Source organism: Mesorhizobium sp. BH1-1-5, from assembly GCF_020165615.1.
In the GTDB taxonomy this organism is placed as follows: domain Bacteria; phylum Pseudomonadota; class Alphaproteobacteria; order Rhizobiales; family Rhizobiaceae; genus Mesorhizobium.
This window is the reverse complement of sequence record NZ_JAIUIM010000014.1, coordinates 149,498-166,066: the sequence shown is the minus strand read 5'-3', so window position 1 is coordinate 166,066 and position 16,569 is coordinate 149,498. Positions and strand designations below refer to the sequence as shown.

Annotated in this window: 14 protein-coding genes; 8 read left to right on the top strand and 6 right to left on the bottom strand. The window is 65.7% G+C overall.

The annotated features are described in order from the left end of the window. Positions 1-107: 107 nt before the first annotated feature. Both LB572_RS20110 and LB572_RS20105 read right to left on the bottom strand, forming a co-directional pair. Positions 108-521 (bottom strand): cytochrome c, encoded by a 414-nt coding sequence (locus LB572_RS20110; RefSeq protein WP_224668917.1) that lies wholly within the window; start codon positions 519-521, stop codon positions 108-110. A 91-nt stretch (positions 522-612) separates the two neighbouring features. Continuing rightward, positions 613-2,064, bottom strand: a complete 1,452-nt coding sequence (locus LB572_RS20105) for a multicopper oxidase family protein (protein ID WP_224668916.1) — start codon at positions 2,062-2,064, stop codon at positions 613-615. A gap of 644 nt (positions 2,065-2,708) precedes the next feature. On the opposite strand from LB572_RS20105, the gene LB572_RS20100 reads away from it, so the two are divergent. Together LB572_RS20100 and LB572_RS20095 are read left to right on the top strand one after the other, a co-directional pair. Further along, positions 2,709-4,238, top strand: coding sequence for a tlde1 domain-containing protein (locus tag LB572_RS20100; protein ID WP_224668915.1), 1,530 nt, complete (start codon positions 2,709-2,711; stop codon positions 4,236-4,238). A gap of 162 nt (positions 4,239-4,400) precedes the next feature. Beyond that, complete coding sequence (locus tag LB572_RS20095) at positions 4,401-5,726, top strand: glycosyltransferase (RefSeq protein ID WP_224668914.1); 1,326 nt, start codon at positions 4,401-4,403, stop codon at positions 5,724-5,726. Positions 5,727-5,728: 2 nt separating this feature from the next. Here the strand turns inward: LB572_RS20095 and LB572_RS20090 are convergent, their stop codons facing one another. Beyond that, complete coding sequence (locus tag LB572_RS20090) at positions 5,729-6,487, bottom strand: DUF4239 domain-containing protein (protein ID WP_224668913.1); 759 nt, start codon at positions 6,485-6,487, stop codon at positions 5,729-5,731. Positions 6,488-6,700: 213 nt separating this feature from the next. Between LB572_RS20090 and LB572_RS20085 the strand changes: the two genes are divergently transcribed. Both LB572_RS20085 and LB572_RS20080 read left to right on the top strand, forming a co-directional pair. Beyond that, entirely contained in the window at positions 6,701-7,486 is a 786-nt protein-coding gene (locus tag LB572_RS20085) for a ThuA domain-containing protein (RefSeq protein ID WP_224668912.1), read from the top strand. 103 nt (positions 7,487-7,589) lie between these two features. Further along, positions 7,590-8,648, top strand: coding sequence for a Gfo/Idh/MocA family protein (locus LB572_RS20080; RefSeq protein ID WP_224668911.1), 1,059 nt, complete (start codon positions 7,590-7,592; stop codon positions 8,646-8,648). Between the two features lie 178 nt (positions 8,649-8,826). Here the strand turns inward: LB572_RS20080 and LB572_RS20075 are convergent, their stop codons facing one another. The 3 genes from LB572_RS20075 to LB572_RS20065 all read right to left on the bottom strand — a co-directional run bounded on the left by LB572_RS20075 (position 8,827) and on the right by LB572_RS20065 (position 12,283). Beyond that, positions 8,827-9,552 carry a 3-keto-5-aminohexanoate cleavage protein gene (locus LB572_RS20075; RefSeq protein WP_224668910.1) on the bottom strand — a complete coding sequence of 242 codons (726 nt, stop codon included), beginning with the start codon at positions 9,550-9,552 and terminating at the stop codon, positions 8,827-8,829. 172 nt (positions 9,553-9,724) lie between these two features. Then, complete coding sequence (locus LB572_RS20070) at positions 9,725-10,657, bottom strand: dimethylarginine dimethylaminohydrolase family protein (protein ID WP_140803510.1); 933 nt, start codon at positions 10,655-10,657, stop codon at positions 9,725-9,727. Positions 10,658-10,687: 30 nt separating this feature from the next. Then, positions 10,688-12,283 carry an amidohydrolase gene (locus LB572_RS20065; RefSeq protein ID WP_224668909.1) on the bottom strand — a complete coding sequence of 532 codons (1,596 nt, stop codon included), beginning with the start codon at positions 12,281-12,283 and terminating at the stop codon, positions 10,688-10,690. A gap of 82 nt (positions 12,284-12,365) precedes the next feature. On the opposite strand from LB572_RS20065, the gene LB572_RS20060 reads away from it, so the two are divergent. The 4 genes from LB572_RS20060 (at position 12,366) to LB572_RS20045 (ending at position 16,568) form a co-directional block, all read left to right on the top strand. Continuing rightward, on the top strand, positions 12,366-13,262 hold the full coding sequence (locus LB572_RS20060) for a LysR substrate-binding domain-containing protein (protein WP_224668908.1): 897 nt from the start codon (positions 12,366-12,368) through the stop codon (positions 13,260-13,262). Between the two features lie 170 nt (positions 13,263-13,432). Beyond that, positions 13,433-14,527 carry an ABC transporter ATP-binding protein gene (locus tag LB572_RS20055; protein ID WP_140803507.1) on the top strand — a complete coding sequence of 365 codons (1,095 nt, stop codon included), beginning with the start codon at positions 13,433-13,435 and terminating at the stop codon, positions 14,525-14,527. A 72-nt stretch (positions 14,528-14,599) separates the two neighbouring features. Continuing rightward, a complete protein-coding gene (locus tag LB572_RS20050) occupies positions 14,600-15,712 on the top strand; it encodes an ABC transporter substrate-binding protein (protein ID WP_224668907.1) in 1,113 nt (370 codons plus the stop codon). A 22-nt stretch (positions 15,713-15,734) separates the two neighbouring features. Then, positions 15,735-16,568 (top strand): ABC transporter permease, encoded by an 834-nt coding sequence (locus LB572_RS20045; RefSeq protein ID WP_140803505.1) that lies wholly within the window; start codon positions 15,735-15,737, stop codon positions 16,566-16,568. The last annotated feature ends 1 nt before the right edge of the window (position 16,569 follow it).

Below are 16,569 nucleotides of genomic sequence, written 5' to 3'. Positions count from 1 at the left end.
CTTTCTCCGAAAACCAGTTGCCACTTTTCGGGATCATGCTCTCCGCGTCCGGCCTCACTCGACTTTCCGCCGGAACTTCGAATGGCAGATCGCGCAGTCCTGCAGGATCAGGTGCAGGAGGTGTTCGGCCGGCATTTTGGCTGGATCGGCCTCGACGGCGCCGGGCGCTTGCCAAGCAGGCTGCCGCCGTCCATGGGCGGGCCGGTCATCCGCATATCGGCAGTGATTTCGGGCGGCGCGTTCCCGGCCTTGTCGGCGAGCGCGTCCGCGAGCCGGCCGATATGGCGGGCGAGTGCCTCGAACTCCGGCCGGGCCTCATCGATTTCCGGCCTGGCGCCAGACGGCGCACCAAGCGTGCCTCGCGGGAATTCGGCAATCAGGGCAGCGCCGGTACGGGCGCTGAGCGTGTCCGCGGCTGCCTTGAAGGCTACCGGCTCATAGACGCGCTTGCCGCCGAACATTTCCGCGATCGCCTTGGCGGCGGCCGCCATCTCCTTCATCGAGGCCTGGCGCGCCGCCACGATGGGATCGCCCGGACCCGCTGCCAGCGTTGGGGCAAGGACCAGAGGGCCGGCGAGCGCAAGCCCCCCGCCCGGAGAGCGTCGCGGAACCTCACGCCCGCACGTCGACGATGCCCATCATGCCGAGCTGCTCATGCTCGAGGATGTGGCAGTGATACATGCGCGCGCCCGGCTGCTCCTGGCGGATGACGAGCCGCACCGTCTCGCCGCGCGCCACGTTGACCGTGTCCTTCCACGCCAGATAAGCCGGTTTGGCGACCTTGCCGTCGCGCACGAGCTCGATCACCTGGAACTGCGTGCCGTGGACATGGAATGGGTGGTCCATGTCGGCCTGGTTGGCGATTTCCCACAGCTCGGTCTCGCCGGCCCTGGCGACGATGTCGACGCGCCCCATGTCGAATGCCTTGCCGTTGATCAGGAAGCCCATCTCCATGCCGGTGGCGTTCATCGCCACGGTCTCGGTGAAGACCAGACGGCGACTGATCGTGGGCTGCCCGAAAGGCGCGATCGGCCTCAGCCGCCCGGGCAGCGGCGGCATCGTCTCGGCCGGCGCGCCGGAGACATCGACCGTCAGCAGCGTCAGCCCGGCATCCGCCGGCCGGCCAGGCCCCATCCAGCCGCGGTCATAGTCCAGCGTGGTGAGGGTGGCAGAGCCCGGCTGGTCGAAGGCGACGACCAGTTCGACGCGTTCGGCCGGGCTGAGCAATATCTCCTCGGCCGCAACCGGCGCCTCCAGGAGACCGCCGTCGCTGCCGATCAAGGTCATCGCGGCGTTGGCGAAGGCGAGCCTGAGGAACCGCGCATTGGTGGCGTTGTAGAGCCGCAGGCGCCGCTTCGCGCCGCTCGCCATCGTCAGCTTCGGGTTCTTCTGCCCGTTGACCAGCACATGGTCGCCTACGCGGCCGTTCATCAGGTCGGTCATGGTGGTGTCGGGCATCGAGCCGGCGGCGGCAAGCCGAAGGTCGGTGAACATGAGCGAGGTGTCGCCATAAGCGACCGGGATCGGATCGGCTTTGGCCTTGACGATGAAGGCGCCGGCAAGGCCGCGATAAACCTGCTCGGCCGCCCGGCCATGTGGATGCGGGTGATACCAGTAGGAGCCGGCCGAGCCTTCGGGCAGCTCGAAGGCATAGACGCGGTCGGCGCCCGCCGCCACCGGGTCCATCGGATTGCCGTCCTGGTCGGCCGGAACCGGCATGCCGTGCCAGTGGATGGTGCTTTGCTCGCCCGCGATCCGGTTGGCGAAGGTGATTTCGACGCGGTCGCCCTCACAGGCCTCGATCAGCGGCCCCGGACTCATGCCGTTATAAGCGAGGATCGGCGTGTCCTGGCCCTCGACAAAGCGCGCTGTGGCCGGCGCAGCTGTCAGCCTGGCCTTGAACAGTCCGGACCGGCCGGCCTCGTTGGCAAGCAGCGGCAGGTCGCGCAACGCCTCGCCCTCGGGCAGCGCCGCTGGCGCTTGCGCCATGGCGCCCATGTCATGGCCGGCATGATCGCTCATGTCCATGCTCGGCATGGGTTCCATGCCCGGCATGTCGTCCATCTTCATCTGCGCCAGTGCGCGAGACCCCGACAGAGCCGTTGCCAGGCCCGCCACCAGAAAGCCGCGCGGTGCATCTCCTCGACCGTGGTTGGGAAGGCCGCCGCGGGGACGACCTTTCAACACGCTACGGGTTCCAGTAACTGGAAGGTCAAGCGGGAATCGAGCAGGTCGGCACAGGCCCGCGCCTGATTCCGCCTGGCCCAAAAAGAAAATGCCGGGCAGCCGGGCGGCCTGCCGCCTTGCCGTTTTTTAATCTCAATCGGCCTCTAGCCGGCTGAAGCGTTGCGGTTCCAGCCCTCACGTTTTCTTGACACAGGCTGGAAAAACAGGCAGCAAAGCGGGTGAGGGAGAGCATTTCTACCGTGGCGGAGACCATGGAGGGCTCTTTTTTCGTATGGACCGTCGCCAAAATGGCGATTGGTGGAGGGATTGGTTAACCAACTTTGTCCATCTTTTGAATCAATCGGCAACAGACGCGAGTAGGTGCAGGGGGCACCAGCGAACTGTGATCGTGACGGGTGCCAGGTCCGCAAACCGGCATGCCGATTGAGAGTGGTCGTATGGCGTTTTTGCGTTTGAAAAACCGGGGTGACGCTCCTCATGGGGAGGTAACTTCGAAAAAGTCTGGTCATCGTTGGGTCGTGGTGCCTGCTGTCGGCGCCGCCCTTGCCCTATGGTCCGTCGCCACTTTGGCGGGGCTCTATTCGGTAAGCACCTCGCTGACCGCAGCTTCCAACGGATTGCCGCAAGGCCTGCTTTCGCCGCGCAGCATCGCGCTTGGCGACCAGCGCCGACAGATCGCCAATGCCTGGGCGCCGCGCCTTGCCGCCAATGGCGGCTACAGGGCAGGCTCGCTCACCGGTGGCTGCGACGCTGGCTGCTTCAGCCTTGCGACAAGCTTCAGTCATGACGGCCAAGCTCCTGAAAAACTGAAGAATAATGGCCATGACGGCAAGATGGCGCGCCTCAAGCTGCCGGCGCCGAACAGCGTCGCGCAGGAAAAAGTCGTGGTGGTGGCTTCGGCCGCCGGCGCCGCCGACCGGTTCGACGGTGTGGTGAAACGCGCGGCGCTTTCGCCGCAAAAGCTTGCCGATGCCTTTGCCCGCGCCGAGAACGCGCCGTATCTGCTGGCCAGCCTGCCTTCGGCGAGCCGTTTCGGCGGCGCGCTGCCGGGCGCCCCGGCGGAAGCCCGGTTCGGTTCGCAGCCAGCCGAAATCGCTGGCGCTTCAGAGTTGGCACTCGCGCTCGCCAACGTATCGCCGGAGGATACGGCCGACGTTCCGACCGCCGTCGCGCTCAAAAACAGCGACGCGCCAAATGTCGCCGACAAATCGGACAGCGGCCAGAACGGCGAATATCAGGTCGCCTCGCTGCCGCCGCAGGACGATCTGCCGGACGCGATTGCCGTGCCCGGCCTTCGCCCGCGCACCACGCTCGAGCGCGCCACCCAGGCGCCCGAGCAGAACGCGGCCAAGCCGCAGAAGCCGGAGACCGCGAAGCCGCAGACGGCCAAGGCCAAGCCACAGCCGTCCGCTGCCGACACCGCGCAGAGCACGCCGACGACCGTCTCGCCGAGGAGCGGCGACCAGGCCCTGCCGGGCGTAGCGGGCTCGAAGCCGCTCGCGGCCGACACCAAGCCCGGCAAGCGCAAGGCGCAGGCGTCCGAGATGCTTGCCTATGCAAAGCCCGACACGCCTGAGCGCGGCGGCCTCGGCAACGCCTTCCGCAACCTGTTCAACGGGCCTTCGACCGGCAATGGCGTGGCCGTGTACGATATCTCGGCCAAGACGGTTTATATGCCGGACGGCTCTAGGCTCGAGGCGCATTCGGGATTGGGTTCGATGGTCGACCAGCCTCGCTTCGTCAACCGCAAGAATGTCGGCCCGACGCCGCCGGACACCTACAATCTGTCGATGCGCGAATCGCGCTTTCACGGCGTCGAGGCAATCAGGCTCACGCCAGCCAGCGGCAGCAACAAATACGGCCGCAACGGCCTGCTCGCGCACACCTATATGCTGCGCGGCGGCCGCGCCGAGTCCAATGGCTGCGTCGTCTTCAAGGACTATCACCGCTTCCTTGCCGCCTACAAAAAGGGCAAGATCAAGCGCCTTGTCGTGGTTCCGCGCCTCACAAGATCTCCTACCCAGGTCGCCCAGGAAGGCCGCCAGGGTTGAATCCTACCAGCCCGGCGACTGGTCGCCGGCTGCTATCGATCCCCACTTGCTGATCCGAAGGGCCTGGCGCCAACACGCGCCGGGTTTGCCGTGGCTTCCAGCCGTGGCTACGATCGTCACCTCACCTGAGGAAGCGATAACGACCCTTCCCAAGATATAGATATGGCGCAGCCCGGGCTTGCGGCAAGCCCCTGGCCATGGCGTATCAACGCTGCTCCGAAAAACGACAACGGAGCATGGAATGCGGATCTTGTTATCGACTTACGGCTCGCGCGGCGATGTCGAGCCTTTGGCGGCGCTGGGCGCGGCCTTGCAGCGCATGGCGTCGAGGCCAGGGTAAGCGCGCCGGGCGATGCGGAGTTTGCCGCGCTTCTCGCCCGCGCCGGCGTGCCGCTGGCCCCGGCCTTCGCGCCGGTGCGCGAATGGGCGAAAGAAATGATCAACCGGTCGCGATCGGCGTCGCCCGAGGACCGGGCCAGGCTCATTGCCGGCCAGGCGACCGAGATCGTCGCCAGGCAATATGAGGCGCTGAGTTTGGCCGCCGAAGGCTGCGACGCAGTGGTGGCGTTCGGCCTCTTCCCGTCCTGCGCCGCCGCGCGGATGGTCGCGGAACAACGTGGCATGCGCTACATGCTCGGTACATTCTGCCCCATCTGGCTGCCGTCGCCGCACAACCGGCCGCATGAATATCCAAGCCATCCGCTGCCGGCCGGCGTGACCGACAACCGGCTGCTGTGGGAGATGGATATCCGGACCAAGAACGCGCTCTTCGGCGAGGCGATCAACGGCCAGCGCGCGTCGCTGGGACTGCCCCCGGTGCAAAATGTCCGGGACTATGTCTACGGCAAAAGGGTTCTGCTCGCCTGCGATCCGACGCTGGGGCCGTGGCCGGGCTCGGACCTGATCGACGCCGTGCAGGCCGGCGCCTTCATCCAGCCGGATGAACGGCCCCTTCCCGGCGCGCTCAAAGCCTTCCTCGATGCCGGGCCGCCGCGGGTCTATGTCGGCTTCGGCTCGATATCGGTCGCGAGCGAAGCCGGACACGCCGCCATCGAAGCGATCCGCGCCAGGGGCCTCCGCACGGTCATCGCGCAGGGCTGGGCCGGGCTCGGCCCAATCGATGATCGCGACGACTGCTTTGCGGTCGGCGAGGTCAACCAGCAGGCCCTGTTCGGTCGCGTCGCGGCCGTCATCCATCATGGCGGCGCGGGCACGACCGTCGCCGCCGCGCGGGCGGGAGCGGCGCAGGTGATCGTGCCGCAGATCGGCGACCAGCCCTATTGGGCGCGGCGGGTGGCTGAACTCGGCATCGGCGCCGCGCATGACGGTCCAGTGCCAACGGTGAAGTCGTTATCGGCGGCGCTGGAGGTGGCGCTGGCTCGGAAGACCCGGGTTCACGCGGCGGCATTGGCTGGCAAGATCCGCGCCGACGGCGCCGAGGTGGCGGCAAGGTTGCTGATTAAATCGCTGGGCGAATCCAGCCGGTGAACTCATTGCGTCGTTAGTTCCGCCAGCGCCCTCTGCAGGGGCGCCGGCGAGATCTGGATCGGGCCTGAAAAGGGCGAGTCCATGTCGATGATCAGATAGATCGCCGCGGCCACCAGCGCTGCGGAAATGAGGCATGTGAAGACGACAGTCCCATTACGCGGCGCCCTGAAACCGAAGCTGGCGAAGATCAGTGTCAGCCAGGCGACGAGCAGGATGATCACCGGCGCGGGGATAGCGCCCTCGGACTGCTCGGCCAGTATCCAGCGCTGCTCGATCAGCTTCTGGAGCTGCTGCGTCGCGGCCTGTTGCGCGGCGGCCTGCTTGGCATCCGCGGGCGCCAATCCCGCCAGGATGTCTCCGACCTGATAGAGCAGCAATTCCGACAGCCTGTTCGGGACGACGGTCGTGTCGCTGTCGGCCGTGGAGGTCTCGACGACGCGCTGAACATAGGCGGCGAGCGACTGCCTGCCGCTGTCCGCCTCCGGCCCGTAATGCCGGAGCGTTCGATCGAGCAGAATGATCTCGGTGGCGAAGGTGTGTACGTTGCCGTTGATGGACTCGAATGTGTTCTTGGCCGAGTTGATCATCAGGCCGAGCATAAGCGAGGACATCACCACGAAAAGGTTCGCGGCAAGCCGCACCACCGCGCTGGTGTCGTCCCCAAGGTGGTGAGACGGGAAGCGCTCGTGCACCATCAGGCTGGCCAGCGAGGTTCCAGCCAGGCAAGCAAAGATCGCTGCTCCTATAAGCACTTCGCTCATGGCTGACATTGTAGCCGAGGCGGAGCGCTTGCCAATTGGCTGTGCGGCGGTTGAATCAACGCCGAAGCATATGGACGTATATTGTTGGCCGGTAAGGAGACTTTCGCGCCGGGCTCCGTTCACAGCCAAGCGACAGTCGAAAACCGCTTTCAATACCGGGCGAAGGCGCTATCTATGGCGCGGGGCGGCTCCCAATCACTCACGAGGCAATCCATGACAATTCGCGCTGTCGTCTGGGGCGAGAACATCCATGAGCGGACCAACGAGGTGGTCGCCGGCCTCTATCCTGAAGGCATGCACGCGACCATCGCCAAGGCGCTGAATGCGGACAAGGCGATCTCCGCCTCGACGGCCACGCTGGAGCAACCCGAGCACGGCCTGCCAGAATCGCGCCTCACCGAGACCGACGTGCTGGTCTGGTGGGGCCATAAGGACCATGGCGCGGTGGTCGACGAGGTGGTCGAGCGTGTTGCGAAGCGAGTCTGGGAGGGCATGGGGCTGATCGTGCTCCATTCCGGCCATTTCTCGAAGATCTTCAAGCGGCTGATGGGCACGCCCTGCACGCTGAAATGGCGCGAGGCCGGCGAGCGCGAGCGGCTCTGGGTGACGAGCCCCAGCCATCCGATCACCGAAGGCGTCGGCGAATTCTTCGAGCTGGAGAACGAAGAGATGTATGGCGAGCAGTTCGCCGTGCCCGAGCCGCTGGAAACCGTCTTCATCTCCTGGTTCCAGGGCGGCGAGGTGTTCCGCTCGGGCCTGACCTACCGACGCGGCGCCGGCAATGTCTTCTACTTCCGGCCCGGACACGAGACCTATCCGACCTATCACGATGCGACCGTCCAGAAAGTGCTGCGCAACGCGGTGAAGTGGGCGCACAACCCGCAAGGGTCGAAGCCCGCCATCCTGGATGCGCCGAACGTGCCGGTCGAGAAGGCGCTGGAGCCGATCGAGGAGCGCGGGCCCAAACTGCATTCGCATGGCGAGGCCGGTTTCCGCTAAAAAAGCCCCTTCCCTGCTTCGCTTGGGATTGCGTGAAAACAGCGCCTGGGTCACATTCGCTTCACATGATTGAATCGAACCAAATCGCTCGGAGGAGCAGAAAATGCGGCTTTTGATACTGGGTACCGGCTGGATGGCGCAGGAACATGCCCGCCGCTTCGGCGCCATCGAGGGCGTCGATATCGTCGGCGCGGTCGACCTCGATGCGACCCGCGTCGCTGAGTATGCAGACGCCTACAAGATCCCGAAACGCTTCACCTCGCTGGAGGCGGCGCTCGACTGGAGCGATTTCGACGCGGTCGCCAATGTCACGCCCGACCGCATCCACCACCCGACCACCATGGCGCTGGTCGCCGCCGGCAAGCCGGTGCTGTGCGAAAAGCCGCTGGCGGAAAATTTCGGCAAGGCGAGCGAAATGGCCGATGCCGCGGAAGCCGCAGGCGTCGTCAACATGGTCAACCTCACCTATCGCAACGTGGCCGCGCTGCAGAAGGCGCGCCGGATGGTGCAGGCGGGAGAGATCGGCATGGTGCGCCATGTCGAGGCGTCCTATCTGCAGAGCTGGCTGGTGTCGAAATTCTGGGGCGACTGGCGTACCGATCCGAAATGGCTGTGGCGGCTGTCGCGCGGCCACGGCTCGAACGGCGTGCTCGGCGATGTCGGCATCCACATCCTCGATTTCGCCAGCTATGGTGCCGCGCTCGACATCGATCATGTCTTCTGCCGGCTGCGCGCCTTCGACAAGGCGCCGGGCAACCGCATCGGCGAATACCAGCTCGACGCCAATGACAGTTTCGCCATGACGCTCGACTTCGCCAACGGCGCCTTCGGCGTGGTGCATGCCAGCCGCTGGGCCACCGGCCACATGAACGAATTGCGCCTGCGCATTTATGGCGACAAGGGCGGCATCGAGGTGGTGCACAATCTCGAAGGTTCGGCTCTGAAGGCCTGTGTCGGCGACAATATCGAGAGCGCCAAATGGGAGGAGCTGGACGCGGGCTCCGTGCCGACCAATTACCAGCGCTTCGTCGATGCGGTGAAGAGCGGCATGCAGACCGAGCCGACCTTCCGCCACGCGGCGGGCCTGCAGAAGGTGCTGGACCTTGCCGTGGTGTCGGACGAGAAACGCGCGGAGTTGAGAGCCAACGCGGATACGCAGTGAGGCCGAAACTGCTGATCTCCCCCCTGGGGAGATGCCCGGGGTGCTGCCCCGCCGGCCTGTCAGTCGTTCGCAGCCGCGTCGTCCTAGGATCACTAGTGGAAGGTCGCCCACGCTGGCGTTCCTTCACACCGCCCTCTGTCCTGCCGGACATCTCCCCCGCAAGGGGGGAGATTGGCTGTCACCACACCCTGCGATAAATCCCCACCGCCGCCGCCACCAGCGCGGCATTGCCCGCGGCCACACTACCGTCCGGCAATTCCTTGCCGTCCTCCAGGCCGACCCGCGTCGACAACTGCCTTGCCGCAGCCCTTTCCACGAACTGCCACACCGTGGCGTTCTCGCCATGCAGCAGGAGGGAGCGACGAATGCCGGCGCGCTGCAGCACCTTCTCGATGCCGTCGGCGACGGCGAAGGCCTGATCAATCGTCTGCTCGGAAATCTCGATCAGCACGCGCAGCACCCGGCCGCCATGGTCGAGGCCGACCAGCCGCTCGGCGTCGGCGATGGACGCCAGGCCGGCCTCGATGCCGATGCCGCGCTGGCGCAGGCTTTCCATAACGACGGGTGCTGCCGTCTCGCTGAGATTGACCGAGGCATAGTCGGGCAGCTCGCGCCAGCTGGAGATGGCGACAAGCGTGCGCAAATCGTCCTTCTCGATCCAGGCGCCGGTGGAGACGCCGATCAGCGTGCCCGGACAGGCGCAGCGGAGTGCTGCGATCGTCCTGTCCATCGCGTCGGGCGCCAGGCTTTCCTGCCGGTCGGCGCCGCGCGCATGGACATGCAGCTCGGCCGCACCCGCCGCGATCGAGGCCACCGCATCGCGCGCCATCGCCTCGGCGTCGAGCGGCAATGCAGGGTGGAAGTCGGCAGGACGGGCGCCGTTGATGCAGGCCTGGACGATCATCTTTTCGGCAATCCTGTTTCGGCTGACGGGAGCCTAGCGCAGGATCGGATTGGGCGGAACCGGAGCGATGCAATCTCCTGACAGGCCGAGGCGATAAGCACGCAATATCCCCCTGGTCTATCGACCAGAGGGATAAGCTTTCATCGAGCGCGAGCGCTAACTTCGAAGGCCCTTACGCCGGGACGCGCTTCAGCGCCTGCGCCATGCAGTGGATGCCGCCGCCGGTCTTGGAGATCTCGCTCATGTCGATGGCCGCGACCTCGAAGCCGCGCGCCTTCAGCTTTTCGATGAGCGTCTTCGAGGCGGTCGGCGCGATCACCCTGTCCTTGCCGAGAGACATGAAGTTGCAGCCGAGCGCCATCGTGTCCTGGAAGGGCACGTCGATGATCTCGTGGCCCTTGCCCTTCAACCAGTCGACGATGCCGGGCTCGGTGCAGGCGAGGCAGACGGCGGTGAGCTTTTCGGCGATCGGCACCACCATCAGGTCGATATGGACGTAGTACTCGTCGATGAAGGCAAGCCGCGTCTCCCAGCCCTCCTTCTCGAACCAGGCCTGCACCTGGCGCGCGCCCTCCTCCTGCGTGCGGGCGCCGCCGCAGCCGATCAGCACCACACCGTCCTCGATGACGTTGAAGTCGCCGCCCTCGAAGGTACCGGCCGTCACCATGTCGTAGATCGGGATGCCGAGCTTTTCATAGGTGCGGATGGCGGCGTAATTCTCGCCGCGCCGCCACCAGTTGGCCATGGCGGTGATGAAGGCGCCGTAAGGCGTCATGACGCTGGAGTCGCGCGAATAGACCTGCATCGGCAGTTCGGGCGTCGGCTCGTGCCAGTGGATCTTGACGCCGAAATGCTCATAGGCGGCGACGAGGTCCTTGTGCTGCGCCTGCGCGATCTGGACGTTGCAAGGTGCCTCGCGCAAGTGCTTCCTCGACAGCGAACTGGTCGACAGGTGGCGCAGGAAGTTGGGCGAGCCGAGCAGCACGTCGGTCAGCACATCGGTCTCGTTGGCGAAGCCCCAGGCGGTCAGCGGCTTGGTGCCGCCATTGGGATTGCGGCGCTGCAGCGAGAACGGCTCGGCGACGATGCGGTCATGGACGGTCATGGTGTTCTCCTCGGGATGGTTTGTTTCGTGTCATGCGGTGGAAGCGGCCGGGATCCACCAGTCGCGCCCGCGCGGCGTGGTGACATATTCCGGCCAGCGGAAATTGATCGGCGGTTCGTAATCGCAAAGCGGCGCGATCCAGTTCGAGCCGCCAACGCCGCCGCCGGTTCGCTTGACGAACTCGTCCATGGCGGCATCGCGCGCGGCCTTATCTTCCAGCAGGCGCAGCGCCGTCAGCGCGACCGTCTTAGCGGCGCAGGTCACCATCGGATCGATGGTTGCCGGAATGCCGCCCAGCGCATTCATCGCCCAGGACGGATAGACATGGCCGTTCGTCGCGCGCAGCGCCGGGCGGGCGACATAGAAACGCGATGTCGGCGCGTGCCAGCTCATGTCGGTATAGTCGTCCGAGGTGGAGTTCACCTGCGAGGGCGGCAGGTCGCGGCGCAGGATCGCTTCGGCATCCCGCGGCGAAATCAGCCGCTCCAGCTCGTCGATGAACGGGTTCTCGGTCGCCTGGCCGCCGGCATTGACCTGGACCTCGCGGGCGATGGCCTTGGCCGCCTCGTCCCAGCGCGCCGCGCCGACGGTCGAGAGTGCCTGATAGGTGATGTCGGCCATGGCGTGGTTGGCGAGCCCCGGCCGCGACTTCGACACCCAGCGACGCTCATAGCGGCAGCCGCTCATCCTGGCCGCGGCGTCCGCGTTGCGGTCGAGCACGGCGGTCACCTGCTCGGCCATGGCAATGGTCGGCACGCGGATCATGTACTGGATCTCGGCGAGCCCCGCCGGCAGGTTGTCGGCGGTCGCCTGGCCTGCCGTCAGGATCGCCTCGCTGATCGACCAGCCGCCCTGATGCGTCAGCATGGAATCGCGCAGCGCCTTGGAGGCCATGTACATCATCATCAGCGCGTCATTGGCGCCGGGCGCACGGACCGCTGAATGGGCCTGCGGGATCGGCGCTGCGTCGCTTGCGGCGCGGCCCCAATTTTCGGGCTCGTCGCAGATGAAGCGGTAGATCATCGCGTAAGCCGCGCCGCAATGCGTGTCCCAGCGCGCGGTGTTGCAGAGCGGCAGCATGTAGAAGGGATGGAAGGAGATCATGCCGGCGAGGCCGTCATAATAGCCTTTTGCCGCATGGATCGGCTTCGAGCCCCTCACCTTCTCCGCCGGCTCGCCGGTGAAGCGCAGCGTGCCCTTGATGCCGTGCTCCAGCATCGCAGCCTTAGTGGCCAAAAGCCCGCCAAGGCTGCCGATGCCGAGACCCGAATGCGGATCGGTGTGGCCGCCGGCCTCGACACCGAGACCCGGCCGCGCGCGCTTCACCGTCACGGCATCCTGGCAGTTGCCGGGTACGGCGTCGTACTCGCCATACATGCCGATCACCGGGCCGTCGCCGTTCGTCCAGTGGGCGCAGAAAGCCGTCGGCATGCCGCCCGAGCCTTCCTCGACCGAAAAGCCCTCGCGCTTCAGCCGATCCACATACCAGGCGGCCGACTGGTACTCGCGCCAAGCGGTTTCGCCGAAATCGAAGATGGTGCGCGTCCAGGCCGACAGCAGCGGCTGGATGCTGTCGATCGTGGCAAGCGCGGTTTCCTGCGCGGAACTCGTCACCGGTTTGTCCATGGTTCAAAGAAAGCAGTGAAGCGGCTCGTCAAAAAGTGATATGTTTTCCCGGTTCGTGCAAATTCGGTTCACCTGAGGCCCCTTGCGCATACCTTCCACGCAGGCGCTGCGCGCCCTCGACAGCTTTGCCCGTCATGGCAGCGTGTGGCGCGCCGCAGACGAGCTTTATCTCACGCGAAGCGCCGTCTCGCATCAGCTCAGGCTGCTCGAGCGCGATCTCGGCTTCGATCTGTTGCAGCGCATCGGCAAGGGCGTGGCCCTCACCCCGCGCGGCCAGCGCTACGCGGCCGATGTTAGGAAGGCGCTGACCGTGCTCGGCGACGCCGGAACGCAAAACAGCGGCGCCGGCGTCGGCGGCTCCTTCGGCATCTCCTGCCCGCCGGGCTTCGCCTCGATGTTCCTGTGCACGCATATCGGCGAGTTCCAGCAGATGTATCCGGACGTGGCGCTCTCCGTGCTGACGCCGCGTCGGCTCGACGACGTCTCCAACCCGGAGGCCGACGCCTTCATCGCCTTCGGCGTCGGCAACTGGCCGAACCGGGCGGTGGAGCTGCTTTGCGAGGTCCACTTCACGCCGCTCTGCAGCCCGACATTGCTCAACAAGGTGGGCGGCTTTTCCAAACCCGCCGACGTGTTGCGCGCCAATCTCCTGCATCTCTCCGACACCGAGGACTGGGCGCGCTGGCTGGCACTGTCCAAGGTGGAAAATCCCGATACCGAAGGCGGCATCTTCTTTTCCGACATGAACCTCGTCTTCTCGGCCGCCATCGCCGGCCAGGGGATTGCCATGGGCGACGAGTTGACCGGCCGCAGGGCGCTGAGCGAGGGCCGGCTGGTCAAGCCGTTCGAAGCCTCGGTCCCTTCGCCGCGGTCGTACTACCTAGTGTTCGAGCACGCCAAGGCAGGGCACCCGGTGCTCAACGCCTTCAGCGACTGGCTTAGGGCGAAGCTGTCGGAGAACAGGCTGGCGAAGTATTGAGGGCGGGGCGATGGAGTGCCAATCTCCCCCGCAAGGGGAGATCAGCAGTTCCGGCCACCCACCAAGCCCACCACCCGTGAATCAAATTTGCCGATCAGGCGAAAACTATTCGGTTGCGGTGAGGCGCAGCCATGCCTACGATTTCATTGGGAACTGAGGAAAGAGCCAGGATGCAGCAACCCGGCCGGGCCGCAGAAATCAAAGCTAACGGGATCGGCAAGAGCTTCGGCTCGTTCCGGGCGCTCGACAATCTGTCGCTCGATATCGGCCGCGGCGAGTTCCTGACGCTGCTTGGGCCCTCCGGCTCCGGCAAGACCACCTTCCTGATGATCCTGGCCGGCTTCGTGCAGCCGAGCGAAGGCAAGCTTTTCAGCGACGGCGTCGACATCACCAACCGGCCGGCCGAACAGCGCGCCGCCGGCATGGTGTTTCAGGGCTACGCGCTGTTCCCGCATATGAGCGTGGAGCAGAACATCGCCTTCCCGCTCAGGGTGCGCAAGAAGTCCGCTTCCGAGATCAAACAGCGCGTCGGCGAGATGATCGAGCGCGTCGGGCTCAAGGGCCATGAGAAGAAACTGCCGGCGCAGCTTTCCGGCGGCCAGCAGCAGCGCGTGGCGCTGGCGCGCGCGCTGGTGTTCGAGCCGGGCGTGCTGCTTCTCGACGAGCCGTTCTCGGCGCTGGACAAGAGCCTGCGCGGCCAGATGCAGGCCGAGATGAAGCGGCTGCACCAGGAGACCGGCACCACCTTCGTCTTCGTCACCCACGACCAGAGCGAGGCGCTGGCGCTGTCGTCGCGCGTCGCCATATTCAACCATGGCAAGCTCTTGCAGGTCGGCAGGCCCGACGAGGTCTATGACCGGCCTGCCAACCGCTTCGTCGCCGAGTTCCTGGGCGAGATCAACATGCTGCCGGTGAAGGGCGTGCGCCCCGCCGACAATGGCGCCACCGGTCTCTGCGAGGACCGCGCGGTCAACATGCGCTGCAAGGCGGAAGCGATCAAAGGCGACGCCATCCTCGCCATCCGTCCCGAGGACATGTCGATCGCGCCGGAAGCGTCGGTCGACGAGAACGGCATCGCCGCAACGGCTGTCGCCTCGACCTATCTCGGCGCCGCAACCAAGCTCGACCTCACCACCCGCCAGGGCGCCAAGGTCACCGTCTCGGTACCGAACGAAGTGGCGGCCGCGGCCTTGAGCAAAGGCAATTCCGTCTGGCTGACCTGGCCGGCCGAAAAGGGTTTCCTTCTTCCGGACGGAGGACAGTAAGCACTCGCCGCCGCGGCCTGAAATCGCCGCACCGGCTTCCGGTTCAAATCAACGACAACAAGGGGAACTGACATGAGCGATACCAAGAAACAAACGATCGAATCCCTCGCCGAACGGACCAAGCGCGGCGAGATCTCGCGCCGGCAATTCGCGCAGCTCGCGGGCCTCGTGCTCGCCGGCACGCCGATGCTGTTGCGCTCGACCGGCGCTTTCGCCGAGACCAAGGGGCTGGTGCTGGTCAACTGGGGCGGCGACGCCATCACGGCCTATGACGCCGCCTATGGCCAGGCCTTCACCAAGGACACCGGCATCCCGGTCAAGATGGACGGCTCGGGCCCGACCGAAGGCGCGATCGCCGCGCAGTATAAGAGCGGCGCGCCGACCTGGGATCTGGTCGACGTCGATCCGTTCTCGGCCATCACGCTCGGCGGCCAGGGCATGCTCGAGCCGATCGACTACAAGATCGTCGACAAGAGCAAGATGCGGCCGGGCTTCGGCTGGGAATATGCCGCCTCGACCTACTTCTTCTCCTATGTGATCGCCTATGACTCGCAGAAGTTCGGCTCCAACGCGCCGACCGGCATGGCCGACTTCTTCGACGTAAAGAAATTCCCGGGCAAGCGCTCGCTCTACAAGTGGGGCGTGTCGAGCTGGGAAGCGGCTCTTCTCGCCGACGGCGTCGCGCCCGCCTCGCTCTATCCGCTCGACCTCAAGCGCGCGCATGACAAGATCGCCGCCTTCAAGGAGAACGTCGTCTCCTACTGGGGCGGCGGCGCCGAGAGCCAGAGCGTGCTGCTCAACGGCGAAGCCTCTATGGCGATCGTGTGGTCGACCCGCGCCTCGCTGATCGAGCAGGACTCGGGCGGCCAGATCAAGTTCATCTGGGACCAGGGCCTGATCTCGCCCGGCGCGCTCGCGGTGCTGAAGAACAACCCCGGCGGCAAGGACGCGGCGATGAAGTTCATCGCCAGCACCCAGGATCCACAGAAGGAACTGGTGATGTTCGACAAGCTCGGCCAGGGCCCGGCCAACCCGGCGGCGGATGCGCTGATCCCGGCCGACAAGAAGGGCATCAACCCGGTCGATCCGGCGAACATGGCGAAGCAGATCCCGCTCGACATGGAGTGGTACGCCAAGAATTACGGCGCCGCGCTCGACGAATACACCAAGATCATCTCGGCCTGATCGGGCCGAGAGCCACTTGGCGATGAGAGGCACCCTCTCCGACAGGATGGGCGCGGCGCTGTTGATGGCGCCGCTGCTCCTGTTCCTGATCCTTGCCTATGCATGGCCGTTCCTGGGCGTGGTGAAGTGGAGTTTTACGCTCCCCACCCCCGGGCTCGGCCAGTACCACGCCTTGCTCACCGACGACCTGGTGCAATCGGTGTTCATCCGCACGCTGCGCATCGCGGCGATCGTCACCGGCGTCTCGGTCACGGCGGCCTATGCCATCACCGTGGTCTGGGTGCGCGGCAGCCCGGCGCAGCGGGTGCTCGCCGAATTCTGCATCCTGGTGCCGTTCTGGATCTCGGTGCTGACGCGCGCTTTCGGCTGGGTGGCGCTGCTTTCCAACCGCGGCCTGATCAACACCTGGCTGCAATCGATCGGCTTCATCTCGGAGCCGTTGACCCTGGTGCGCAACGAGTTCGGCGTCATCGTCGGCATGTCGCATTTCCTCATCCCCTTCGCGGTGTTTCCGCTGGCGTCCGCCATGCGCAGCCTGGACGAGCGCGTGCTGCTTGCGGCACGCGGCCTGGGCTCCAGCCGCATGCGCACCTTCTGGACGGTGTTCGTGCCGATGACCCGGTCCGGCATCATCGGCTCGGCGCTGATCACCTTCGTGTTCTCGCTGGGCTTTTTCGTCACGCCGGCAATCCTCGGCGGCGGGCGCAGCGTGATGATCGCGGAGCTGATTTATCTGCGCATCTTCCAGAGCCCGGACTGGGGACTGGGCGCGGCGATCAGCGTCGTGCTGGTGGTGTTCGTCGGCGCGCTGATGGCGCTTCTGTTCCGCTACGTCAAACCGAAGCAATTGGTGTAGC